This is a genomic window from Bifidobacterium sp. ESL0728 (assembly GCF_029392015.1).
GTDB lineage: Bacteria > Actinomycetota > Actinomycetes > Actinomycetales > Bifidobacteriaceae > Bifidobacterium.
On the sequence record NZ_CP113925.1, the window covers coordinates 362,589 to 387,908 of the forward strand.

Genomic DNA, 25,320 nt, shown 5'->3' on the forward strand with positions numbered 1-25,320 from the left:
GGGATCGAGGATTATGAGCGGGGTATTTATTTCGTTTGAGGGTGTCGACGGGGTGGGGAAGACCACGCAGGTCGAGCGCCTGAAAAGCTATGTCGAAGAGCTGGGGCGCGAGGTCGTGGTCACCCGTGAACCGGGCGGAACCAAGCTGGGGGTGGCGTTGCGGCAGTTGCTGCTTCATGGCGGCGATATCGCACCGCGCACAGAGGCGCTGCTCTTTGCCGCCGATCGTGCCCAGCATGTCGCCGAGGTCATCCGGCCGGCGCTCGCGCGGGGAGCCGTGGTCATTTCCGACCGTTATATCGATTCGTCGCTGGCCTATCAGGCCGGGGGGCGCGAGCTGACACAAGAGGAAGTGCGCAAGCTGAGCCTGTGGGCGACGAATAATCTGCTGCCGGAACGCACGTACTTGCTTGATATGGATCCTGCGGCTTCGCACGGCCGGCTTGACCACAGCGAGGACCGTATGGAATCGGCCGGTGACGGGTTCCAGGAACGGACGCGTTGGGCATTCTTGGATTTGGCGGCGCAAGAAAAATCTCGGTTCAAGGTCATCGATGCGTCCAAGCCGATTGATGAGGTATGGAATCAGATTCGCGCCGATGCCGATGATTTGCTGGCGGATTGGTCGTGCGGGTTGTAATCGATGGAACTGTCGGAACTTGTGGACGACGACTCGTCTCTTCAGCTGGCCTGTGTGGACGTAAGTTGGCAGGCCATATCGGATTGCATAACGTAGTACACAGTGTTCCGGATGGTTGCTTCGACAGTTAAGCGATTTGGTTTGCAGCGTTTTGTGGGATATTGCGACAGGGCATGCGCGAATCCGCTGATGCTGGTAGGTTCGAACGAAACTTTGAAGTAATACGATTATGCTGTCTATCGGTAGTTTGAAATAGTGTGGTGATGACAAAACCAGTGGAGGAACAATGAGCGTATGGGACTCGATCGTCGGCCAGGAGCAGGTCGTGGAGCGGCTGCGTGCCGTCGCGTCCGGCGACCCGAAAGCCATCGCCCAGTCATGGCTGATTTGCGGCCCTCCCGGATCCGGTCGATCCAACGTTGCGCGTGCGTTCGCAGCGGCTTTGGAAAGCCCAAGTCACGGCTTGAGCAACGAACCGGAACGTTCAAGCGAACAGGTTCTGGCCGGAACACATCCCGATGTCACCATATTGGCGACGAACAAGGTCACCATCGGCATCGATGAGGTTCGTGATTTGATCGAGACTTCCGAGCAGACGCCGAGTATCGCTCCATGGCGGATCATCATCATCGAAGATGTTGACCGTATGCTTGAACGCACCACCAACGTGCTCCTGAAAGAGATCGAGGAACCCAGCCCCCACACCATCTGGCTCTTGTGCGCGCCGAGTGCCGAGGATGTGCTGCCGACCATTCGTTCGCGCACGCGCGTCATCAATCTTGCGGTGCCGTCAACGCAATCCGTCGCGAAATTCCTGGAAACGCAGGAAAACATCGAACCGAAACTGGCCGCTCAGTGTGCACGTCTGGCGGAAGGGCATATCGGCGTAGCCAAGCTCTACGCCACCAACGAGCGGGTGCGTAGTGACCGTGCTGAGCTGGTTTCTGGCGTGCTCAATATGCGTAAAGCCTCGGATGCTGTACTGCTTGCGGGTCAGCTCATCGACAACGCCAAGGCCCAGGCGCAAAGTGACGTTGAAGAGAAGGCGGGCGAGCAGGAAGCAGAGTTCCGGCGCATCAATGGTTTGGGTGAAAAGGACCGAATTCCGCCGCAATTGCGGGGTGCCTTCAACCAGATCGGCAAAAAGGCCGATATCAAGCGCAGAGCCACCAGGCGCAGCCGCGATGTGCTCGACCGGGATCTCAACACCGTCGCCAGCATCTATCGTGACGTCTCCGTGTTGCAAAACAACGCCGAAGAATCGGCCGGCCTGATCAACAGGGAAAAGCGTTCGTCCCTCGTCAATCTGGCCGAGCGTCTGACCCGCCAAGGCGTGGTCGACCGACTCGAGGCCATCTCCGTCGCCCGCCGCCGCCTCAACGGCAACGGCAATCAGACGCTCCTCTTTGAAGCCTTGTTCTGCGCGCTGTTGGCGTGAATATCGGTCTTTGCGGCGTCCACATTCGGGTCTGTTTTTTGAAGTGTCGAGGTGCAGACGCTGATAGCGAAGATAGGGAAGGTTGGAGGTGTATTTGAGCAATGGTCAAGTTCGGTAGGCAGCGGCGTCGGCAGCAAGATAGACATGTCGTCAACTCTGCTGTTAATCGTTGCTATGAAATTCCCGCTGAAGCTTCGTACGATGAATCGTCATTGTCCTTGGGAATGTATGATATCAAGTCCCGGGTCCGTAGATATGAACATAAAATAGTCGGATTCTCAATAATGCTTCTGGATGCCGGAAACGGTTTCGACGATCCGCAATGCATATACCGTATTGACGTCGCAGAAGGTAATATCCACGAGCATGTTTGCGTTCCGGGCGACAACACGGGAGTGAAAACCGTTCTGGAAAATATTCCGTATGGTATAGAAGGTCAGAAATTTGTCAATGAGCGTTATCATGGGTATCAAGGCATGGTCATGGATAAAGCGCAAACACAATATGATAGGTGGTGTGAATATGAGCAGTGAAGCTTTGAAACCAAGCGATTATGATTTGGATGCTGCCAAGGCCGTTTTGTCGTATGTCGAAGATGAAGACAATCGTGCCAAGCTGATTGCGCAGGGTTATAAGCCCGCGGAGATGCCTATCGTCGCTGTCAGCGATAAAGAAACTTTGGGTGAGGTCTGCGCGAAGCTCAATACCACGCGTCGTAAAAACATCATTCTTGGTGTGTACTACACCGATCGTGATTCTTCTGATTCGATAAAGATTCTTAGATTTGAGCTTCATTCCTCTTTTGAACTTGATCAGCAGCATATCGAGGTTTTTGATGGCGAATCGGTGAATGCTCAAATCGGCGCGTTTTGCGATTGGCTCTCGGTGAACCCCGGCCAACCGGCAGGGTTCCCGACCAACTTGGCGAACCCGCAAGACAGTGAAGGCGCAAACGAGCATAACGGCACCGGCAGAGCGCAGAAGGTGGAACTGATAGAAGTCTGACTTCCTTTGTTTTTGATTTCTTGGTTGGAAGATGTGAGTGCGTTTCGTCACAAGGCTGAGGGATACTTGGGATATGAAGATTTCAGCAGATTTCACGACTATTCCCGACGATTTCACCGGGGCAGCGGCGCCCGAATACAAGGTCGACGGCACGCCGATCGTCTCGTTCCCGTTCTACATCGACGAGGTGCAGGCCAACATGCATTATCTGCACTGGCAGCTGACCGACCCGGACTCGATTCCCGTCTGTGGCTTCGAGTGGATCCATTGGTCGGCCGCCAACGTGCCAATCGACGCGCTGATGTTCGATTTCAACGATTCCCATGCCCTGCAGATTCCGCCGGACTTTTCGCGCCAACTGCCGACGATGATTCCCGAGGCTGCGCAGGGACGTACGAGCGCTGCCAGCAAGTTCGTAGGTTCGAGCAATCCCTCGGTGACGATGCGTTACAACGGCCCGACCCCTCCCGACAAGCCCCACGGTTATGTGCTGCACGTCTGGGCCACGGTCGACCCGCTGCCGGATATGCGTCAGGGCTTCTGGCTCAACGATTTGTACCATAAGATTCTTGCTTATAGCGGCCCGATTGATGACGCTGAGATTACTTTTATCGGTAATCCGGCCAAATAAGCTTTTCTGAGTGGGCAGATAATTTCCCATTACAGTGTTTCGATGAATCCAGCTTTTTGTGCCTCTTGCTGCGCCAAGAGGTACATTCTTTGAAGATTCGCTTTCGAATCTTCATTTTTTGAGCTTCTGGCGCGTCAAGCACCCCTTTTTCGAAAAATATGGCTTGATTCTGGATTTTTGGGACTCTTCGGCGCGCCAGGATGCCTTAAAAATGGAGAATTTAGACAGTCAACGCAAAAAAGAAGTGCGAGAGGATGATAATACAACATTCAAGTGGCGCCACCTATTATCATTGATATCAACATTCAATAATTCATTGAGAGGAACAACAACCATGGCATGCACCACCATTTTGGTCGGCAAGGACGCGAGCTATGACGGCTCGACCATCATCGCGCGCAACGAGGATTCGGCGAACGGGGAGTTCAACCCGAAGCGTTTCGTCGTGGTCAAGCCCGCCGACCAGCCGCGGCATTATCGCAGTGTGCTCAATCATCTCGACATCGAGCTGCCGGATAATCCGTTGCAGTATACGTCGCTGCCGAACGCCAACCTCAAAGACGGCCTCTGGGGCGAGGCGGGCGTCAACGAGGCGAACGTGGCCATGAGCGCCACCGAAACCCTGACCACCAATGAGCGCGTCCTCGGCGCCGATCCGTTCGTCGAGTTCGAGCCGGCCAAAGGCAAGGAAGGCGAGTCGGACTATGTGCCGGAAGTCGCCGGCGGCATCAGCGAAGAGGATTTCCTCTCCATCGTCCTGCCGTATATCAAGACCGCCCGCGAAGGCGTGGAGCGCTTGGGCTTGCTGCTTGAGCAGTACGGTACCAATGAGATGAACGGTGTCGCCTTCAGCGATGTCAACGAGATCTGGTGGCTTGAGACCGTCGGCGGCCACCATTGGATCGCCAAGCGCGTGCCGGACGAGGCTTACGTCACGATGCCGAACCAGCTGGGCATCGATGAGTTTGATTTGGAAGACGCATTCGGCGAGCAGGAAAATCATATGTGCTCCGCCGACTTGAACGAGTTCATCGAGGCCAACCATCTCGACCTTGCGGTCGAAGCGAGCACCCCGTTCAACCCACGCGACGCCTTCGGTTCGCATTCCGATTCCGACCACGTCTACAACACCCCGCGCGCCTGGTACATGCAGCGCACGCTGAACCCGTATGACGAGGTGTGGGACGGCCCGGACGCCGACCATACCCCCGAATCCGACGACATTCCCTGGGCGCGCCAGCCCGAGCGCAAGGTCACCATCGAAGACGTCAAGTATGTGCTGAGCTCGCACTATCAAGGCACGCCTTACGACCCGTACGGCCATCTCGGAGACGAGCACACCCGCCATATGTACCGTTGCATCGGCATCAACCGCCAGAGCCAGCTTTCTGTGATGCAGATTCGTCCCTATCGTCCACAGTCCGATCGAGCCATCCAGTGGATTTCCTACGGCTCGAACCCGTTCAACGCGCTGGTTCCGTTCTATCCGAACGTCGACACCACGCCGGCCTACCTCGAAGCGACCACCACCCGTGTGACTTCCGAGAACCTTTATTGGGAGAACCGCATCATCGCGGCGCTCTGCAACTCCGCGTTTGCCGAGACCTCCAATGCCATCGAGCGCTATCAGGAGCTCACCGGTGGCATGGGGCACCGTATGGTCGCGGCCACCGACGAACAGATCGCCCGACTCGGCGGCGACAAGGAGGCCAGCGCCGAATCGATGGCCCAGGCCGAGCTCAACGCTGGCAACCCCGATGGCGACGTCGAGCCGATGGAGCCCGACCAGATCATCGCCGCCACCCGCAACGCCGAGGTGCGCGAGATTCTGCGTGCCGCCAACCAGTCGATGGCCGATCAGATCAAGAAGGAGACCGACGCGCTGCTCGATTCTGTGCTCTACACGGCTTCGATGAAGATGTCCAACGGTTTCAACCGCTCCGACAACTGAAGCGGCAGTTTTCGCTAGCTAAAAGGTCGGTCGATAGAAATCAATGAATGGTGTCAATCCGCCATTCCTGATTTCCTATCGACCGGCCTTTTTGCTATCCCCATGTTTTTGGCATGTTTCCCACTTGCGGGCGCGGCTGCTGATAGGCTTTGGGTATTGGTCGCGGGTTTATCGGCATGGCTGATTCGTAGGTTAAGCTGTGTGCCAGTAATGATAAAATTCCATGACTTCGGATTATTCTTACACGCAATGAAAGCAGGTATGGCATGGCTCTGATCGATCAATTCACTACCCAGTATGGACTGGTCAAAAAAATCGACGCATTCGGGTATCTCGATTACCTGAAAAATCACGCCGAAGAGCCGCGCAAACACGGACAGGTCGTGCTGGTCACCGCCGATACGCCATTGAAGGCTTCGCGCGGTGAGGGCAAAACCACCACCACCATCGCATTGATTGACGCCCTGCGTGCCCGTGGTATCGACGCGACCGCCGTGCTGCGCCAGCCGAGCATGGGCATCACCGCAGCAGGTTCCAAAGGCGGCGCTTCCGGCGGCGGCAAGTCCTCGCTTTCGCATCCCGAGCTGATTGACTGGGGTCTGTGTGGCGAAATGGCCGCCATCGAAAACGCGCAGAACCTGCTGGTTTCCTTCGCGGAGAAGGCCGTGGATGAAGGTCGTATCGATACGATTCTCGTGCCGCGTGTCTCGGAAGTCCCGTCGCGCTCGCTGCGTCAGATTGCCGTGGACCGTGGCAAGGGAAACGTGCCCGAGCGCGTGGTGTTGACTCCGACCTGCGAACTGATGCAGATTGTGGTTCTTTCTCATTCCATGGACGAGATCGCCGGGCGCGTCTCCAAAATGGTGGCCGGCACCAAGGACGGCAACCCCGTTACTTTCGGTGAATTCATTGATTTGTGGCGCATCACCGGTATCCTCGGCGACGCGGTGAAGCCGGCTCAGACCGAAACCGTCAACGGCTCGCCGGTCTACGTGCACTGCGGCCCATTCGCCAACGTGTCGTTGGGTATCCCGAGCCTGATTTCGGTGGAGATGGCCTGCGCTTTGCACGACGTGGTGGTGGTCGAGGCCGGTTATGGTGCCGATGCCGGTGCCCAGAAATGGCTTGACATCGCCTGCCGCGAGTTTGGAGCAGAATGGCCGGCCGCTGCCGTGGTGGTCACCCGCGCCTCGACCTGGCGCGACGACCCGAAGCTCGCCTGGCGCTACCCGTTCCACGTGCATCGCCTCGAAAACCTTGGTATTCCAACCTTCCCGCTGGTCAATCTCTGGGACGGCGAGGATGACCAGATCGATTCCCTGCGCGACACTGCCAAGTCGCTGAACTTCCGCAATCCGATTATCGGAAACCTCTTCCGTGACGGCGGCGAGGCTCTGGCCCCTCAGCTTGATGCGTTCGTGCACGCGCTGGATTCGGCGAATAACGCCGCCAACTCCACGAACGCTCCCGCTGATTCCGCCGACCCGGAAGCCGCGAACAACCGCGCCAGCCACAAGGGCATGGGCCTGGTCGAGGACGTGAAGTGGATTGCCGACAACGCTTACGGCGTTCCTGCCGACCGCGTGCTCTTCAAACTGGGCTTCACCGACTCCCTTGCCGCAGCGACCGAACTTTGCAACGGCGTCGGCACGAGCATCGACGACCTCGCGGTGGTCGCGGTCAAGTCCCCGGCGACGATGACCGACGACGATTCCGCCGCAACCGACGAACGCACCGTAACGCTCAAGAAAGTTGAGCCGCATCTCGGCGCCGGCGTCGTTCAGGTCAACCTCACCACTTCTCTGACGACCCCGATGCCCAAGATCGTCTGAGGCCGCCCTATGGCTGGGAATAGCGAGAGAGACGAGAGCGATAAGGATAGCGCCACTAAAAGTAATACAGCCAGTGGTATGGCTAGCAATAATGGCAGCAGTCATGGCAGCGGTACCGTCAGCAACTCCGAAAACGAAACTCGCACAGGCCATAGCGCGCCGGGCCACGCCTCGGTGAGCGTTGACCAAAGCGCGCCGGACAGCAGCACGGTGGGCACTGACCAGACCGCAACCGACAATACCCAGCTGAGCGCCGACCAGCGTGCGGCCATTTCGGGCCTCGCCAAAGACGATGTTTACGTCAGGCAATCCAAGTGGACCACGTTCCGCGAGCTTCCCGTTGGTCAGAAAGGTTCTTTTTTCGTCCAGAATTTCCTGCTGGGCACGGTCGTGGTCGTCGTCGTCCTTGCTATCGTCATTTCGCTGGTGGTCACCTACCTGACCAAGCCGCCCACCCCGGTCTTCACGCTGGAAGCGGTGAATATGCGCGAAAATTCCCAGCAAATCAGCGCGTTGAAAGACGGATTCGTCAAATACGATAATGTCAAGGACGCGCGCTTGGTGAGTTTCGGCAGCAATCTCAACATCGGCAAAAGCAGTTATACCGACGATTCGCCGAAAATCATGACCCAGATTGCGGCCGGTCAGATCAACGCCATGATTTCCGAAAGGAAAACCTTGGCTACGCTCAATAAGCGTGGCTTGGTCAACAGGCCTTCGCAAGTGCTCACGGCCTTGGAGCTCAAGCGGTATCTGGATATGGGGGTTCTGATCGACGCGCAAGGCAAGCCGGCTACGAGCGCGAAAGAAGCCGTTTATTTCGATCTTTCCCGTTCGCAGACATGGAAGGCCAAAGGTCTGCCGGGCGACGCGCTGTTCGGTTTTGCCAACGTCAAAAGTGGCAAGGACCACCCGCGAGCTTTCGTAAGGTATCTCGATTTCAAGTAAGCGAGCTGTACCTAATGACGCGTGATTGCTATGGCGCAGCCGTGGTCTATTGGCGGAATTTGGCGGTCCGTTTGCTGTTTACCTGGCAGCCGGACGCGATGGTCGCATCGGGGTTATCGAAAAATAATCTCCCCGCGAACCGTTCTGCCGCTTTCGTTTTGGACGTGTACAAAGGTTGTGCGCGCTGTCAGACAACCCGTCGCCATCAGGCCACTTGATTTTGCAAAGCACATGACAAAAGGCGATAAGCCAAACCAATCGAAATTCTTTGGTGGGCTTATCGCCTTTTAATGATTGTTGTCAGCTTTGTTCAACGTCGATGCAAGGAACTTAGAAGTTGCCGCCGTTCCAGCCCCAGTCGCCTGTGGCCGTGTAGCGGATGTAGGTGCGGTCCTCGGGCACACCAAGCTCGTCATGAAGCGCGGCCATGATCTGCTTGGTCATCGCCTCCCAAACGGTTCGGTCGATGCTCTCGGGCGCGCCCATGACGTTGACCTCGACGTAGGCCGCCGGCTTCTCGTCGGTGCCGCCGAAGTAAATCGGCATATTGTCTTCGAATGGGCACATCAGCCAGCTCTCGGTCTTGCCGGGGACGGTGGTGATGGCCTTGCCGTACGCAGCCTTGAGCGCCTCGCGTTGGGCCTGCGTGGTGGAAACGGAAACGTGGGTATGAATGACTGGCATGGTAGCTCCTTGCGTTTGCGATGAATCGTTATCGTCACTGATATTTTATGACAAACGTTACGCATAAGGCGGTGCGCATTCCATTTCCGGCCTTACGTAATTGCGTTTGCGACGCCAATGCCTCGTTCCGCGTCGTGTTTGCAATGGTGGCTTGCGTTTGTGATGCTGGTTTCCCGGTTTGCGTCGCATTCGCAATCCAGCCTTGCGTTTGCGACGTTGGCGCCCTGCCCCGCGTCGTGTTTGCAATCTGGCCTTGCGTTTGGGACGGTTTGGCGTTGATTAGCGTCGTGTTTGCAATCCGACATTGCGTTTGCGACGGCCCGGGGCTGGTTTGCGTCGCGTTTGCAATCGGTGGTCGTGTACGTTTGCGTAGCGGCGACGCGCCGACTGCGGGTAATGTGGTGGTGCTGGGCAGATTATCGGGGTATTTGGTGCAGAGTATGCCAACGCCGGTCTTCTTTGGCAGAGTTGTGCGTACATTAAGAATGTTGATGTGGCATGATATGTCATGCTGTCTTAAAAAGTATCACTTGATGATACTTAGGGATTCTGAAAACTGATAGCAGCGCATGAACGTGGTTGGCGGATTATGAAGGGAAGGAACGGCATAACGATGAGCGGTAGGCGAGCCCAGGAACCAGGCAGCAGCGTAGCGACGGCCCCCGGGAAACTGTATATCGCCGGCGAATACGCCGTGGTCGAGCATGGTCATCCCGCGATTCTCGTCGCTGTCAACCGACTTCTGACCGCCCGTATCACCGAGCTCGACACTTCCGCCAATCAGCCTCAGCCTTTCGGCGTCGACCCCGTTGGCCGTATCCATTCCGCGGGCCATCCCGAGGCTTCCGTGACTTGGCGGCGTCGCGCTGGGCGTGCGGTGCCCGACGTGGAGCAGCCCGGCGCGGCTTTTGTGCTTTCTGTCATTCATGCGGTTGAGGAACTGGCCCAGCAGCAGGGCAAAGACCTCAAAATCTACGACGTCAATATCGAAAGCGAACTTGACGATGCCTCCGGACGCAAATACGGGCTAGGCTCGTCGGCTGCGGTGACGGTGGCGATGATGAAAGCGCTGACGGCTTTCTATGGCCTCGAACTCGACCCGATTCAGCAATACAAACTGGCCTTTGTTTCGGCCAGCCGCGCCCAGAAAGTCGGTTCCGGCGGCGATCTGGCGGCGAGCCTTTTCGGCGGCTGCATCCGTTTCACGGCGGTCGACCGGCAGTGGGTCACCAACCGCTTGCAGGACACCGCGCTGAGCGACCTGATCGATATGCCTTGGCCTGGGCTGAGCATTGCGCGACTCCGGGCGTTCAAGCCCGGCTCGAGCCTGCATCTGATGGTCGGTTGGACCGGCAACCCCTCGTCCACGCCTTCTCTGGTCGGCCACGTCCAGCAGCAAAGCGCTGCCGAGCACGAGCGGTTGTATCAGAATTTTTTGAGCGGTAGTGATGCCTGTGTTGATGCTCTGGCCCAAGCATTGGTCGCCGACGACGAGCAGGGCGTCATCGCGCACGTCCGCGAGGCTCGCAAACTGTTGCAGGACCTTTCGTCGTTCACCGGCGTCACCATCGAGACCCCGGCCTTGCGTGCGCTGGTCGAGGTGGCCGAAAGCCATGGCGTGGCAGCGAAAAGCTCCGGTGCGGGCGGTGGCGATTGCGGCATCGCGATTGCCGGGCCGAACGCCGACAGGTCCGCCATCACCCGTGGCTGGCAGGAGAAAAGCATCGTTCCGCTCGATTTGTCGGTCCATGCTCCGCAGGTCGAGCTGGCCGAGTGGACGGGTGGCGTTTTGGACGATGTGTCTGCTGGAATTATGGGGAGTGCGCGTGCCCAGGAAAATTTTTTAGGACCGGCTCGCGGTAATCAAGCCGCCGGTGCTGCTGGTGCTGCCGGGGTAGCTGGTGCCGCTGGCGTCGTTGGCAATGCCGGTGTCCCGGATATTCGTAGTGTTGGTGGCGTTGACAGTATCGGCGGCATTGACGATTCTGGTATTGCTGGTGATGCCGGTATCCACAGTGCTGGTGTCGGCGGTTCGGGAATGTCGAATTTACCTGTTTCAAATATTGCCGCTGGTCATGTACTTGGCGCAGATTCAGGGATTTCCGGGGCTGGCTCGAATCGTAAGGACGACCACGTGCGTCTGGCGCTCGCTGAGCATGCCGACGAGCAGCGCAACGCCTTCGACGATTTGGCCTTTATCCATCAGAGCTTGGGCAGCATCGATGTCGCCGATGTGGATATGACCACGCAAGTCTGTGGGGCGACGTTGGACGTGCCGTTTTATATCAACGCGATGACCGGCGGATCGGCCAAAACCGGGGCAATCAACGCTTCCTTCGCCCGTGTCGCCGCTGCGACCGGCGTGGCCATGGCCTCCGGTTCGCAGCACGCCGCGATTCGCGACCCGCAACTTGAATCTACGTTCACCACGATTCGTAAGCATGATCCATCCGGTTTTGTTTTCGCGAACGTTGGGCTTTCGGTGAGTGTCGAGCAGGCGTTGCATGCCATCGAGATGATTGGAGCCGACGCCTTGCAGATTCACATCAACGCCGCCCAGGAGCTTGTGATGCCTGAAGGTACCCGCGATTTCGACGCTTGGCCGACGCGTATCGCCGCCATCGTCAAGGCCTCGCCGGTGCCGGTGATGGTCAAGGAAGTCGGCTTTGGCATGAGCGCGCGGACCATGCGGCAACTGGCTGAGCTCGGTGTGCAGACCGTCGATGTCAGCGGCCGTGGCGGTACCGATTTCGCACGTATCGAAAACGCTCGGCGAGCAGGGCACGAATACGGCTACATGGCCGGTTGGGGCCAGTCCACGGCCTTGTGCCTGCTGGCGTTGCTGCCCGGTGAGTGTGATGCATTGAATAACGATGGCGTTTGCAAATCCGCGTCGAGTTCCGGTGGTCCAACAAATGGGAAGACGAGACTTAATGTGGGTATTGTCGGCTCGCGTACCGATGACGCGAATAATGCTGAACGTTCCGATGTGGCCGGTTCCGACGCGAATAATGCCGGACGTTCCGATGTGGCCGGTTCCGACGCGAATAATGCAGAACATTCCGATGTGGCCTATGCCGTCGCAGATACCGACGGTGTTGACAACGCTGAAAATGACGGAAACCATACCAACGTAACTGGCGTTGCCGTGCTCGCTTCCGGCGGCGTGCGCAACCCGCTGGACGTGGTGAAGGCGCTGGCGTTGGGTGCGAAGGCAGTGGGTATTTCAGGCCATTTTCTGCAGGTGTTGAACGCATCCGGTGAAGATGGTCTGATTGCCGAAATCAACAGTTGGAAGAGTCAGGTGCGTTCGCTGATGGCGCTGCTTGGCGCGAAAACCGTTGACGGTTTGCGTGCTACGGACCTGTTGGTCACCGGCAAAACCGCCGAAGAGGCGCGTTTGCTGGGAGTCGACTTGCCGGCGCTCGCGAAACGTTGCTGAGGAAAACGTCAATAGCGTGTTTTCCGATGCAAGAATCTTATTCGTAGCATTAAAGGCTTGATTGGCGATGATATTGCTTCACTGCTGTAAAGGCAACAAATGGCAAATCAGAAACGTTGGAATTTCAACGATTTTGATTTTGTGCCATGACAAGGCGTAGCAGCGAGGATTTTTTTGTGAGTTATTTGGCTTCAATGCTATTATGCAATACAAATTAATTATGATTGCTGTTGTTTTTCGCCATTATGGAATGAATTTGCTTTTTAGCCGAATAAAGATTTACAAGTATTCCTGAAGATAAGAGGAATCGTCTTTGTTCCGGATTAAACCGGACTGGCGCTTGACGCGCCTTGCGCAGATCCCGCATGAGGACTTCAATGGAATTATGTTTCCTTCATTTTTGAGTGAAGACGCCGAAACCGTGGCGAAGGGGTTGCTTGGTTGCCTTCTTATTCGTGAAATCGACGGCGAGACCCTGGCCGTGCGCATCGTGGAAACCGAGGCTTACGACCAGCTCGACCCCGCAAGCCACACGTTTCGTGGCTTGAGCGAACGCAACCGCGCGATGTTCGGCCCGTCCGGCCACGCCTATATTTACCTGATTTATGGCATGAATCTGTGTATGAACGTCACTGCATTCGAGGAAGGCTTCGGCGCAGGTGCACTGATTCGCGCCGCCGAACCCATGGATGCCAGAACCGTTGAAATCATTGAAAAGCGCCGTGGTGGCCGCCGCATCAAGGACTGCCTCAACGGCCCGGGCAAGATCTGCAAGTCGCTCGGCATCACGATGGATCTTTACGGCCACGATCTTCGCAAGCCGCCGCTGAGCTTGGAAACAGGTTCGTTGCGTCCCGGCGAACGCATCGAGGCCACCCAGCGCATCGGCATCAGCAAGGCCAAAGACCGCCCGCGCCGCTTCATCATCGCCGGCAACCCTTATCTTTCACGGTAGGTTTCAGGCGTTGCAGATGTTGCTGTATCCGCTTTGCTGCTGGTAATTGGTACGTTGATGAGTTTGAAGTATTGTCTCCACGCGTGAGTGCGTTTTGCGACTGGTAAATGTTGATGGGTGCAAAGTGTAGTCTCCACGTATGAGCGCGCTTTGGTGCGGGTAAACGGATTTCTGTGGTTTCTTAGGCGCCTTTTGTCGGCAGCAATATATGCTTGTGGCCGTTTGCCGTCGTTCTGGTGAAGTGTCGCTGGAAAGTTGTCGTCAAATCGTTGCCTTATGCCAACGTCGCCACGATGACGATGAGGTTCATCAGGCTGGTGCCGGCTTCGATGCCGCCGACCTGCATGGCTTTCATGCGCTTGTGATGTGGTGCGATGATGGCGATCAGCAGCAGCAGGGTGGAGGCGATGCCCCAAAGCAGAGTACCGGCCATGGCACCATGGGGAAATGCCAATCCGGCAAGGTTCTGCAACAGCGTTGGTGCCAGGAAACCAAGCGCAGCAAGGATTGCGTGGTAAATAATGGACAGTGCGTAATAACCGTGATTTCCGTATTTGCGGAACATGGTCTTGACGAAAACGACTGAAGCATATTCGGTGAGGATAAAAGTAAGCGCGGCGATGACGCCGGCTTTCGGCAACAGCGGTGAGTCCAGGAAATACTGCGACGTGAGTGAGAAGTATGAAACGGACGGGGAATTGCCCTGGTAAACCATGGTGGCGGCATTGCCTGAATTGGCGGCGACAGTGCTATTTAAAGCCAAAATCGGAGACAATCTGGATGCGAGGCTTTCGTGTGGGGTGGCCGGAACGAAGTACTTCGAGCCAAGTGAGGCGGTGAGCAGCGCCATGCCGCCTGCAGCGATGACCGCGACGGCGTTGCCCCAGAGCGTCCGTTCGCGCCGCAGCCAAGCGGCCACAAACGAAAGCGCGGCGAGAATGGCGTAGGCCGGGATCCACCAGAGCAGTCTTGGCGCGAATATGAAAACCGGAATGCCGACTACGGCTGTGGCAATAAGATAAACCGCCGCCGGAACGAAGTAGATATTTGAGCGGCGTTTCCGAGCATCTTTGGCTTCGTGCGAGCGGACTGCAAGCCAACGGGCGGCGGAGAATTGGAAGCAGTAGCACAGCGTCCAGGCCACCAGAAGCCAGACGTTGCGCCAGCAGATCCCGCTGATGATAGCGCCTCCAACCGCCGGAAACAGCGCCATGACCCAAGCTCCCGGCTGGTCCGGCAGCCAGATGTTGGTGTGGTGTGGCGGTTTCGTTGCCGCTTTGTTGGTTTTCCGAGCCAAAGGTGAACGGAATTCACCGGCAGCTGCGGCTTCCTTTTTTCCTTTGGAAGGAAAAGCATCGTTTTCGGATTCTCGCATCAATCCATTTTTTGCGACGGATTTATCCGACTTTGTCTCGTTGTTACTCATATCCCTTATCATACATAGCCGGCGAACGTCTGCGGGTTGAATTGAGGATATAAATTTGACGCCCCCCGAACTTGCGTTCAAGAAGCGTCAAAATATTAGATTGTTGGAATCATCGGACTAAGCGATTACCGAATTAATCGAAAATCGCTTAGTCCGATAACCTGGCGTGCGTTCACGCTTGGTCGCCTTCCGGCTTTGGAATGAGGAAGGAGCAGGCAAACGCGAGCAAGAGCAACACCAGTCCGGCCACCATTGCTGCGGAGTAACCCATCACCGGACCACCGGACTTCGTGAACGCGTTCATGAACGCATAGAGTATCGCGAAGCTCAAACCGGAGCCGAGGTTGAAGGCACCGGCGTTCATACCTGGCAGATAACCAGTGTTGTCGGCCGGGGAAAGCACGATGCCCAGTCCATTAAGCATGATGTTGGCAGTGCCCGCATAGCTGACGCCGAGAAGCACGGAAATCAGCACAAGCGCCCAAATCGCAGGGTCGTGGGCTACGAAGATACCGAAAATGGCTCCGAGGATGGTCACAATCAGGCCCACGCGCAGCACAGGACGATATCCGAACTTACCGGCAAGCTTGCCGGCAACCGGTCCGAAGATCAGGCCGACAAGAGCATAAGGGGTAAGGGTGGCGAAGGAGACCACGCTTGCGCTCAGTCCCGTGCCGAACTTGGTGTCCTGTGCGATTGCAGGAACGACGCCGTTCATGATGGCGAAAACGCCTGTCATGGTCAGTAGGGTTGTGGAGAGCAGACCCCAGGTGCGACGCTGCTTGAGATAATGCGTGGCGACCATCGGGTCCTTCTTGCGCTTCTCGACCTGCCAGAAGACGATGAAGCAGATGACAGCTGCGACGAAGAGGATGGCAACCAATGCCCAGTTCGCGGCGGCGAGCTTCTGAATCTCGTTGATGGCGAGGTAAGTGGCGAGGAAGGCCAGCACTAGGAACACGACACCGAGCCAATCCATCTTCGGGGTATCGGCAGCGGTCGACTCATCGGTGAAGATCCAAACCATGATGATTGCGGCGATGGCCACCAGCGCCATAGCGGCGAAAACGGAACGGAAACCGAAAGTCCCGGCGAGCCAGCCGCCCAGAAGCGCGTCAACGCCGGCGATTCCGCCGTTGACACTGCTCAGAATGGCCATGAGGGTTGCATAGCGCTTCTCGTCGGTGATGCGCACGTGGAGCATGATCAGGCAGATCGGCAGCAGCGGGCCGGCGGTGCCCTGCAGAATACGGCCGAACATAAGAATCGGCACGTTGGGGGCGATCGCCGAAATAATGCAGCCGACCGTGGTGGCGATCAGGATTCCGAGAAGCACCTTTTTGCGGCCGACAATATCGGCCAGACGCGGCAGGAAGAGAGCGAACAGCGCCGCGGAGGTGTAGAAGACGGTCTGGATGAGCCCGATCTGGGCGGCGCTGGTGTGTAGCTCGTTCTGCATCGTCGTCAATGCCGGCGAGAGCATGGATGCGTTGAGCTGGAAGGCGAAGATCGCCACCAGCAGAGCTGCCATCAGCGCGACGATGGATTTGCCGCCCTTATCAAGCATTTTTTCTTTGTCAGCACCGGCTTGCGTATCGGGCTGTATATCTTGGTTAGTCATTTTTTCTTTCTTCTAAAGAGTGCGGATATTGTTTGGGCCGTAATCAATGGAGTTGATTTTCGGACTTCGGATTCAGCCGATGCGCTTGATGGCGTCGATGATGAGGTTCCAGAACTTGTCGAAATCAAGCTTCGTGGCGACTTGCTTGTTGCATTCCTCGGCAGAAGGTTCCGGGCCACGCAGATCGGCCACGGTCATTCCGAGCGCAGGGCCGTCGGCGGTTTCGACTTCGATACGGCAACGGCGCGTTTGTACCACGCTGGGATCGATCAGGTAGGCCACGGTGCAAGGATCGTGAACCGGCGGATCGACGAAATCCTGATTGTTCTGATAGGACTTGCGGAAATAATCCATCAGCTGGCTGGCAAACTTGGCCAGCGGGGTACCGATCGCATTGATCTTGCCTTGCACTTCCGGTGTGCACAGCGCCTGATGCGTCAGATCAAGCCCGACCATGGTCAGCGGCCATGATTGGTCGAAGACGATTTTCGCCGCCTCAGGATCGGTTTTGATGTTGAACTCGGCGCATGCGCTCCAGTTGCCGACATGGTAGCCGCCGCCCATCAGCACGACTTCCTTGACGCGGTCGACGATTCGCGGCTCCATACGCACAGCCATGGCGATATTGCTCAAAGGTCCCGTGGGAACCAGCGTAATGGTGCCTGGCTCGTTGTTCATGATGGTTTCGATGAGCCAATTGACTGCATGGCCCTTATCGAGCGGGCGCGTCGGCTCCGGCAATTCAACGCCGTCGAGACCTGTCTGTCCGTGGATCGAGGCTGCCGTCTCCAGCGGACGGAACATCGGCCGGTCGCAACCGGCGTGAACCGGAATGTTGGTGGCGTGCGCCATTTCCAGAACGCTTCGCGCGTTATAGGTTACTTTATCCAGGCTCTGATTTCCGCCCACGGTTGTCACTCCCAGCAGCTCTATCGAGGGATTGCCGAGCGCCAGAAGGATAGCCATGGCATCATCATGACCAGGGTCTGAATCCAAAATGATTTTTTTCATTTCCAACCTTCTTCTTTGAGGATGGTGCATTATGAAAGAAAGGGTTGATCTTTACCCGGAAAGAAACTCTTCATTCTCACACTACCTTGTTTTATGGTATCGATAAAACGCTTTACCAATATCACAATCAAGAATAAAGCGTTTTACCAATGTAGTCAAATTAGTTTGTGTATTCTAGTTATTTTTCTTCGAATCAGTTGTAAGAAAGGCTTAATTCATCGAATTAAACCGATAGACGGTTGCATCAATGCCGGTCTGTAGAAGCGGGTATGGGCACAATCCGACGCTAACGTTTCAATCGTCTCGATACCTATAGTTGCTTGGACTTTTGCGGTTTCCGATGGGTCGGTGTGGTTTTCGCAATAAGGTATAATGTGCTCAGTTTCGAGAATGGAGAAGGGCTCATGCCGCATAGAATCACCTTGAGGGATGTGGCGAAGGAGGCGGGAGTCTCGATTACCTCGGCTTCCTTGGTCCTCAATAATCGTCCGATGCGGGTTTCAAAGAAAAAACGCGCGGCGATATTGGATGCGGCCAAGCAACTTAATTACGTTCCCAACCAAACCGCCCGAAGTCTTGCCACAAACCGGTCGATGCTTTTGGCGCTTATCGTCCCCGATATTCAGAATCTGTTTTTCGCCTCTCTGGCCAAATCACTTGAAGACAGCGTCAGCAAGCACGGATATACCCTTATTATCGCCAACTCCGATGACTCTGCAGTGGAAGAGCATAATATTCTCCAGCGATTGGAAGCCAGAGGTATTGATGGTCTGTTCCTGGTGCCTTCCTTGGAGTCTGTTGCCGATTCGAAGGGCTTGCATAAGGATGTCTCCCGTCTCTATTTTCCTGTGGTATTGGGCGATCGTTTGGTCGACGAGCAATGGTGCGATGCCGTTGGATCCGACAATTTTATGGGCGGCGAATTGGCTGCAAGGTTCTTTATCGCTCAGGGGCATCGAAAAATCGCTTGTATCAGCGGTACCAACGGTTCGGGAAACATGAATGCGAGGAAGTCGGGTTTCGTTTCAGGGCTTGAAAAGGCAGGTTTGCAGTTGGATCCCTCCTTGGATTGCGACGGCGACTATCATTTCAGCAGCGGCTATCGGCAGGCCGATCACATCATCGATCAAGGTGCCACCGCGGTGTTCTGCGGCAACGATCTGATGGCTCTTGGATTCATCAAACGTCTCAATGAACGCCAATTGAAATGCCCGCAGGACTGTTCGGTGATTGGCTATGACGATGTCGCCGGATGCCTGGGGCTTGAATCCGAACTTACGACCATCGATCAGGACATCAATTCAGTGGCGCTCGCATGCAGCGATTGCATGATGTCAAGACTCGAGCAGCTCGCCTCTGACGATCATGGCGAAGACAAAAAGGCGAGAGGCAAAAAGAAATCACAGCTTTGGCTCAAACAGCCTCGTCAATATTTAGTGCAGCCAAAGCTCGTAGAGAATGCTACGGTATACACATTTTGAAGCGTCCGTAGCTCCCTACTTTCAATGAAAAATCGTTTCCTGCTTATTTATAAAATAGGAAACGATTTTTTAATAGCCTAGCTCGCTTGAAACTACCAAGCTTTCGGCTGATATGGCACGATACAGCTTAGGCGGCTGATACAACTAAAAGGCCAAAAGATTAATGTTTCTCGATGAAATCCCGCACCTGCTCGGCGGTGCCGTAGGAAGCCTGAGCTCCTGATCCGAGTGCCGCGTAAGTGGCGACATACGAGGCGAGAGCAGCTGATTGGTCGAGTTCACAGCCTGACGCGAGGCCGGCCAAAACCGTGCCCATAAAGGCGTCTCCGCATCCAGTGGTGTCCTTGGGCTTGATTTTTACTGCGGTCACATGGCTTGTTTGCCGGTTGCGCAGAACCATGGCTCCGTCCCCGCCAATCGTCACGATGGCCTCGTGGAAACCGAAATCATCCATCTGAGCGGCAAATACGTCCCAATCGCAAGCGAGCCAATCGCTGTCTTCGGGCTCTTCGATGCCGAGCAGCTGCGCCATTTCGTGTTCGTTGACCAGCAGAATATCGGCATATTCAACAAGTTGCGCCGGCAGGGTAGCGGTAAACGGGGAATCGTTGAGCAGGACTTTGATTCCGGCTTCATGGCATATCTTCGCCGCAGCGGTGACCACTTCGATGGGGCTTTCCAGGCACAGGCCGAGTACTGACGATTTCAGCAATGTCGCTTCTTGGCTGTGCAGGTAATTGAGGTCCACGGTCGCGTTTGAACCGGGGGAATAGACAATCGTGTTTTCCCCGTTTGCATCGACCGTGATCACCGTGGTGCCGCTTGGGCCGGCAACGTGATTGATGTGTGATGTGTCGACTCCGGCGTCGTTAAGACGGGAAATAAGGAAATCCGCGTTGGTATCCTCTCCTACCGCGCCGAACATGGTTACGTTGGCGCCGATTCGAGCGGCTGCCGCTGCTTGGTTGCTTGATTTGCCGCCGGGCAGTATCGTCAGAGGGCCGCCTTGGACGGTCTCTCCGGGATTCGGAAGTCTATGAGACATGACGGTGTAATCGGCATTCAGGGATCCGAGAATACTGACGGACCCGGAGATGTGATCTAAAACAGAAATAGCCGCTGCGCTCATTGTTCCCTCATTCTTTACGCTAAAAACTGCGATGTTGACTTTTATGATAAAACGCTTTATCATAAAAGTCAACATTACCGATGTTTTGCGATGAATGATGTTTCATGTAATTAGACAGCATTGACGATGTTATATGGTTTCATAACAATGATGTGAAAGCAGGCTGATATGGGTACAACATTGGACGCGACGGAGCGCAAGGTCCTTACGGGATGGACCGAACTTGACGAAGACCTGGGCGAGGCAAGCCAGAAATTGGCGAATGCGATGTTCACCTCAAGGGTGATGTTCGCCAGAAGCGACCGTTTCCGCACCGACTGCTGGCAGCTGCCCGAGGGCATCGATACGATTTGCGACATCCCTTATATCGATGACGGGTTACGCGGGCACAAGCTTGATATCTATCTTCCCCATGACGCCTACGTACGTGGCGGGAAATCGCTTCCCGTGTATGTTGACGTGCATGGCGGCGGGTTCATGTACGCCCACAAGGAGATCAACCGCAACTTCAACATGCATCTGGCCGAGCTCGGTTTCGCGGTGTTCTCGGTCAATTATCGCCTTGCTCCAGGAACTGATTTCATCGGGCAGGTCGCGGATGTCGTAAAGGCGTTCTCTTGGATCCGCGAGCATCAAAAGGATTACCCCGTCGATCAGGGTAAGGTTTTTCTCACTGGAGATTCCGCCGGCGCGACCCTTGGGGTCTATGCCTTAGCCGTCGAGCATTCCAATGCCTTTGCGCAGGAACTTGGCATAACGCCGTCCGGTTTGGAATTCAGAGGCGCATCGTTCGTTTCCGGACTTTTCGACATCACCCCGTATTTCGCGTTCGACGGGGAAGCCGGCGAAATGAACTTCGCCTCGCCTTCGTTCGGCATCGAAGCCGTCGCTCCCGTTTTCTTCAAGGACATGCGAGAGAACCACGCCGACTGCGCGCAACTCGACTACCTGACGAAGCAGGCCGATATGCCGCCTGTCTACCTCAATACCAGCAATGACGATTTCATCCAAGGCGACACCTTGCGTTTCGCTGCCGAGCTTTACGCGAACGGCAAGGATTTCGAGCTGAACGATTGCCACACGAAGAAGGGTGAGTCGCTGGGCCATATCTATCCGGTCAACATGACCTGGCTCGACGAGAGTCAAAAGGCGTTGCGACGGATTCGTGATTTCTCGTACAGCCTTCTCTAGATTTCTTCTTGGGTTCCTGATTCCGTCGATTGCTTCGACTTGGGATTCTGCTGTGTATTTATGGTGAGGTAACGGCTGAATCAGGAACTTCGGTTTGTGCCAGGTTGCCGTCTGAGCGATAATAAAACCATGAAAAAACTGATACTTGATCTCGATACTGGTGTCGACGATGCCTTGGCGATTTCTTATGCCCTGGGCAGCCCCGAAGTGGAACTCATCGGCATTTGCGGCACCTACGGCAATGTGCTTCTGCAGCAGGGCATGCGCAATTCTTTGGCGATCACCGACCTTTACGGCCATCCCGAAGTCAAGGTCTATCCCGGCCTGCCACACGCCAGCAAAACCGATTCGTTTGCCGTCGGAGAGGTCTCGGCCTTCATCCACGGCAAGAACGGCATCGGCGAGGCACAGATCCCCGATTCTTCAAGAAGTCCGGAATCGCAGTCCGCTGTGGACTTCATCATCGACGCAGTCAAGATGTATGGTAACGATCTCGTTTACGTGCCCACCGGCCCGATGACCAACATCGCTGCGGCGCTCAAAAAAGCCCCGGAAATCGCGCATGAAATCGGCAAGATTGTGCTTATGGGTGGTGCGTTGACTGTGTGCGGCAATGTGTCGCCATGGGCCGAGGCCAACATCTCGCAGGATCCGGATGCTGCCAACGAGCTGTTCCGCTCGGGTGCTCCGGTGACGATGATTGGTCTCGATGTCACGCTCCAGACGTTGCTGACGTATAAGGAAACGGCACGTTGGCGCGATTTGCACAATGCGGCTGGCGATTTTCTCGCCACGATGACCGATTTTTATATCAAAGCGTACGAAACCACGGCTCCGGCTTTGGGCGGCTGTGGCCTGCACGATCCGTTGGCCGTTGCGGTGGCTATCGATCCAACCTTGGTGACGACGTTGCCGCGCAACCTCAAGGTCGAAACCGAGGGGCCGACCCGCGGGCGCACCATCGGCGATAACGATCGGCTGAACGATCAGGTCAAAACCACGCAAGCGGCGATCAGCGTGGACGTGCCGCGGTTCCTCAATGAGTTCATGACCAGGATCACCCGTCTGGCCCAGTCTGTCGGCTGAAAACGGGAAAGTTGAAAGCGGAAATTAGAAAAGCAACAAACCCGGAAACCGGAAAACTGCGAAACCTGTGAGCTGGAAAGGTGAGCGGTCAGCAAGCGGAATTCCCCTTTCACTGATTCCAATCATCTGGCATAAAGAATAGCTTTGGTGTGTTTATTGTAATGCATCAAAGCTATTACTGTATCAATATTCGATATCTGCACCAGCCGCTATACGGGTCTATCCGGCTTAGGTGAACAATGCCGTTTGTCTTGGAAATACTCACTTTTGAGTCATTGAAACTAACGGATAAAGCCACAAATTTGAGGCTCGGATTTGCTTTCGCGGTTATCGGGTCGCGTTATCATTGTCTCGTCGGTTTCGTTTTCCATTGTCTTTTTCCATATCGCAGTTTTCTGTTGTTGAGTTGTGCCGGTTTGTGCTGTGTGGACTGTTTTCTGCCGTATGGTGCGGCTTTGCGACGTTGCCGATGTTGGTGAAAACCCATCTATAAAGGAATATCATGAGTGCAAATGAACACGAAACAGCCGTGGAAACCGAAGAGATTTCCGACGCTGACAACCGAATTGCCATTAAGGCACTGATTCTCCTACTCATCACTTTCATCCTTGGAACCCTGTGTCTTCAGGGCTTCAACCTTGTTTTTGAGCAGGTAGGCAAGGCCGTCGGTTCGCCGGCGCAGGCCTCGCTGATTACCGCCTTGCCGAGCATCGTTCTTGGTATAGTCTGCTTCTTGTACGGCTCGCTTGGCGATTTTGTATCGTTGAAAAAATTGGTTGCGACAGGGTTGGTGATTGTATTCATCGGCTCCATTTTTGGTTTTGTGGCCAATTTCTTCTTCCAAGCGAACCTGTGGACCGTCATCATCGCGCGTGTGCTGCAGACGGCAGGCGAGCAGGTGGCCGGTTCCGCCTATCTGGTCATCACGACCAAATATCTGCGCAGTTCGCTCAAAGTCATCTTCTTCGGCATCTATACCGCTGGCTACCAGCTTTCTTCCGCGATTGGGGTTTTCGCCGGCGGCCTGTTGAGCTCGATTCACTGGCAGTTCCTCTTCCTGATTCCTGCGGTCACCATTCTTTTCGTGCCTGCGCTGATGAAATATCTTCCGGCGATGCATAGCACCGGCAAGGGTGTTGATTGGCTTGGTTTCACCATTTTCGGTGCCGCCTGCGCCTTCGTAACCCTCTTCTTCTCATATATGGATTGGTGGATGCTCGCCGTTTCCGTGTTGCTGTTCTGCCTGTTCGCGGTTTATATCCATCGCAACAGCGATAATGATAAGTCGCCAAACGCCGCTCAGGCTGCCGCCGCGCAGGGTTCCACCAAGACAGAATCTGCTGGTGAATCTGAGGTCAAGTCTGCAGCCACGTTCGACAAGTCCGCAGCCAAGCCGGTCAATCCGGTCAAGCCCGTTGCGAAGTCCGCTAAGTCGCGCCCTTCCTTCTGGCCCGCAGAGCCGTTCGTCACGCCTGCCTTCTTTCACAACACCCGCTGGCTCAAGGCGATCATGCTCATCCTGCTTTTCTACTTCACCAACTATTCCGCGGCTCCGATCCTGAACGCCATCGGTTCCGGCGTCTATGGCATGCAGACTATCCAAGTTTCGCATTACATCGTGTGGGCCTACGTCGTCGCGGCGATTGTCGGCACCAGCTCCGGTGCCATTGTCGACCGCATCGGCCACACGGTGGCCATCATCGCCGCGGCGATCCTCATGATTTGTGGCTTCGTCGGCGCCTCGCTTTTGGTCAATGCCGGGTTTATCTGGCTGACGTTGATGGCGTGCATTTTCTATGCCGGCATGGGTCTGCTCTACTCGCCGGTCGTTGACACGGTTCTGGGTACGCTGCCGAAGGAACAATCTGGCCGTGGCGTTGGCATGAATGATCTGGTTATGGCCATCACCGCGTCCATCGGTATTGCCATTTTCGGCGGCATCATGAACAGCCAATCTTTCGCCGGGTTCTCGCTGACCGGCGCCCACGGCGTTGCCGCCAACTGCGCGAACATCCTCTTGCTCGGCGCCGGCATCATCGCCATCGGCCTGATTGTTTTCCTGCTGATTCGCAAGGACGTCTATCACCCCGCTGAGGCCGAAGCTGAGGCAAAGGCAAAGGCGTAAGCGGTAGGAGGTATAGGGCATACTCAAGCCATAAGCCGTAGCCATTCGTAAGCCGCGATCCTGTGATCCTGCTGGTAGCAGTGAACCTGCCGGTAGTCATTCGTGCGCTACGGCTTACGGCATCAACCAAAAATGGGGCGGTACGGTTTCAACAACCGTACCGCCCCATCCGTCGTTGTTTTCCATTGCAAATGTGTCGCAATCTAAGCCCTTGGTGTCGCGTTTGCAATGTCTCCTTGCATTTGTGAAGGTAAAACCCCTGTTGCCGTCTTATTCGCAATAACAGCTTGCGTTTGTGTCGCAACCTGTGCCTCTGGCGTCGCGATTTGCAATGCCCTCTTGCATTTGCGACGCTGGTGCCTCTGTTGCCATCTTATTTGCAATGGCTTATTGTGTTTGTGACGTATTCTGTGCTCTTGGTGTCGCGTTTGCAATGTTGTCTTGCGTTTGGGACGGTAAAACTTCTGATTCCGTCTTATTCGCAATAACAGCTTGCGTTTGTGTCGCAGAAAACTCTGCCGGCGTCGTGTTTGCAATTTTTAATCTGTTGAAACCACAGTTATGGTGCATAACCAGTAGTTAGAGCGTAATGGAATGTGGATAATTAAGCCGCGACACGCCCGAGATGTGGATAACCCTTAGCGTTCGACCACAGTAGCCAGAAAATGTCTCGTTTTATTCGGATATGGGCTAGTTTCAAATTATGCGACAATATTACGAAATT

At 55.5% G+C, this 25,320-nt stretch carries 19 protein-coding genes; 14 read left to right on the forward strand and 5 right to left on the reverse strand.

Annotated features, from left to right (window positions below; translation table 11 throughout):
* Positions 1–13: 13 nt before the first annotated feature.
* The 8 genes from tmk (at position 14) to OZX67_RS01165 (ending at position 8,445) form a co-directional block, all read left to right on the forward strand.
* Positions 14–640 carry a dTMP kinase gene (tmk, locus tag OZX67_RS01130; protein ID WP_277143361.1) on the forward strand — a complete coding sequence of 209 codons (627 nt, stop codon included), beginning with the start codon at positions 14–16 and terminating at the stop codon, positions 638–640.
* Between the two features lie 286 nt (positions 641–926).
* Positions 927–2,078: a DNA polymerase III subunit delta' gene (locus OZX67_RS01135; RefSeq protein WP_277143363.1), complete on the forward strand. Its 1,152-nt coding sequence runs from the start codon at positions 927–929 to the stop codon at positions 2,076–2,078.
* Positions 2,079–2,179: 101 nt separating this feature from the next.
* Positions 2,180–2,611, forward strand: coding sequence for a hypothetical protein (locus OZX67_RS01140; RefSeq protein ID WP_277143365.1), 432 nt, complete (start codon positions 2,180–2,182; stop codon positions 2,609–2,611).
* Positions 2,541–3,083, forward strand: a complete 543-nt coding sequence (locus OZX67_RS01145; protein ID WP_277143367.1) for a hypothetical protein — start codon at positions 2,541–2,543, stop codon at positions 3,081–3,083. The genes OZX67_RS01140 and OZX67_RS01145 overlap by 71 nt, the downstream gene beginning before the upstream one ends.
* A gap of 73 nt (positions 3,084–3,156) precedes the next feature.
* Positions 3,157–3,714, forward strand: coding sequence for a YbhB/YbcL family Raf kinase inhibitor-like protein (locus OZX67_RS01150; protein ID WP_277143369.1), 558 nt, complete (start codon positions 3,157–3,159; stop codon positions 3,712–3,714).
* A 334-nt stretch (positions 3,715–4,048) separates the two neighbouring features.
* Positions 4,049–5,665 (forward strand): C69 family dipeptidase, encoded by a 1,617-nt coding sequence (locus tag OZX67_RS01155; RefSeq protein WP_277143371.1) that lies wholly within the window; start codon positions 4,049–4,051, stop codon positions 5,663–5,665.
* Positions 5,666–5,931: 266 nt separating this feature from the next.
* The gene (locus OZX67_RS01160) at positions 5,932–7,497 is read left to right on the forward strand and encodes a formate--tetrahydrofolate ligase (protein ID WP_277143374.1); all 1,566 of its coding nucleotides are present in this window, start codon (positions 5,932–5,934) and stop codon (positions 7,495–7,497) included.
* Between the two features lie 9 nt (positions 7,498–7,506).
* Complete coding sequence (locus OZX67_RS01165; protein WP_277143376.1) at positions 7,507–8,445, forward strand: hypothetical protein; 939 nt, start codon at positions 7,507–7,509, stop codon at positions 8,443–8,445.
* Positions 8,446–8,775: 330 nt separating this feature from the next.
* Here the strand turns inward: OZX67_RS01165 and OZX67_RS01170 are convergent, their stop codons facing one another.
* The gene (locus OZX67_RS01170; RefSeq protein WP_277143378.1) at positions 8,776–9,129 is read right to left on the reverse strand and encodes a phenylpyruvate tautomerase MIF-related protein; all 354 of its coding nucleotides are present in this window, start codon (positions 9,127–9,129) and stop codon (positions 8,776–8,778) included.
* A 613-nt stretch (positions 9,130–9,742) separates the two neighbouring features.
* Between OZX67_RS01170 and OZX67_RS01175 the strand changes: the two genes are divergently transcribed.
* A complete protein-coding gene (locus tag OZX67_RS01175) occupies positions 9,743–12,571 on the forward strand; it encodes a phosphomevalonate kinase (protein WP_277143380.1) in 2,829 nt (942 codons plus the stop codon).
* A gap of 385 nt (positions 12,572–12,956) precedes the next feature.
* Positions 12,957–13,526, forward strand: coding sequence for a DNA-3-methyladenine glycosylase (locus OZX67_RS01180; RefSeq protein WP_277143383.1), 570 nt, complete (start codon positions 12,957–12,959; stop codon positions 13,524–13,526).
* 274 nt (positions 13,527–13,800) lie between these two features.
* Here OZX67_RS01180 and OZX67_RS01185 read toward each other — a convergent pair whose 3' ends face one another.
* The 3 genes from OZX67_RS01185 to OZX67_RS01195 form a co-directional block, all read right to left on the reverse strand.
* On the reverse strand, positions 13,801–14,952 hold the full coding sequence (locus tag OZX67_RS01185; protein ID WP_277143385.1) for a YwiC-like family protein: 1,152 nt from the start codon (positions 14,950–14,952) through the stop codon (positions 13,801–13,803).
* A 172-nt stretch (positions 14,953–15,124) separates the two neighbouring features.
* Positions 15,125–16,519, reverse strand: coding sequence for an MFS transporter (locus OZX67_RS01190; RefSeq protein WP_277144817.1), 1,395 nt, complete (start codon positions 16,517–16,519; stop codon positions 15,125–15,127).
* Between the two features lie 126 nt (positions 16,520–16,645).
* Complete coding sequence (locus OZX67_RS01195; protein WP_277143387.1) at positions 16,646–17,584, reverse strand: nucleoside hydrolase; 939 nt, start codon at positions 17,582–17,584, stop codon at positions 16,646–16,648.
* A 431-nt stretch (positions 17,585–18,015) separates the two neighbouring features.
* On the opposite strand from OZX67_RS01195, the gene OZX67_RS01200 reads away from it, so the two are divergent.
* Positions 18,016–19,065: a LacI family DNA-binding transcriptional regulator gene (locus OZX67_RS01200; RefSeq protein ID WP_277143389.1), complete on the forward strand. Its 1,050-nt coding sequence runs from the start codon at positions 18,016–18,018 to the stop codon at positions 19,063–19,065.
* A 160-nt stretch (positions 19,066–19,225) separates the two neighbouring features.
* Here the strand turns inward: OZX67_RS01200 and OZX67_RS01205 are convergent, their stop codons facing one another.
* Positions 19,226–20,194 (reverse strand): ribokinase, encoded by a 969-nt coding sequence (locus OZX67_RS01205; RefSeq protein WP_277143391.1) that lies wholly within the window; start codon positions 20,192–20,194, stop codon positions 19,226–19,228.
* Positions 20,195–20,362: 168 nt separating this feature from the next.
* Here OZX67_RS01205 and OZX67_RS01210 point away from each other — a divergent pair, with 168 nt between their 5' ends.
* The 3 genes from OZX67_RS01210 (at position 20,363) to OZX67_RS01220 (ending at position 24,596) form a co-directional block, all read left to right on the forward strand.
* The gene (locus OZX67_RS01210) at positions 20,363–21,385 is read left to right on the forward strand and encodes an alpha/beta hydrolase (protein WP_277143393.1); all 1,023 of its coding nucleotides are present in this window, start codon (positions 20,363–20,365) and stop codon (positions 21,383–21,385) included.
* A gap of 129 nt (positions 21,386–21,514) precedes the next feature.
* On the forward strand, positions 21,515–22,471 hold the full coding sequence (locus OZX67_RS01215) for a nucleoside hydrolase (protein WP_277143395.1): 957 nt from the start codon (positions 21,515–21,517) through the stop codon (positions 22,469–22,471).
* A 502-nt stretch (positions 22,472–22,973) separates the two neighbouring features.
* Positions 22,974–24,596 carry an MFS transporter gene (locus OZX67_RS01220; RefSeq protein WP_277143398.1) on the forward strand — a complete coding sequence of 541 codons (1,623 nt, stop codon included), beginning with the start codon at positions 22,974–22,976 and terminating at the stop codon, positions 24,594–24,596.
* Positions 24,597–25,320: the final 724 nt, after the last annotated feature.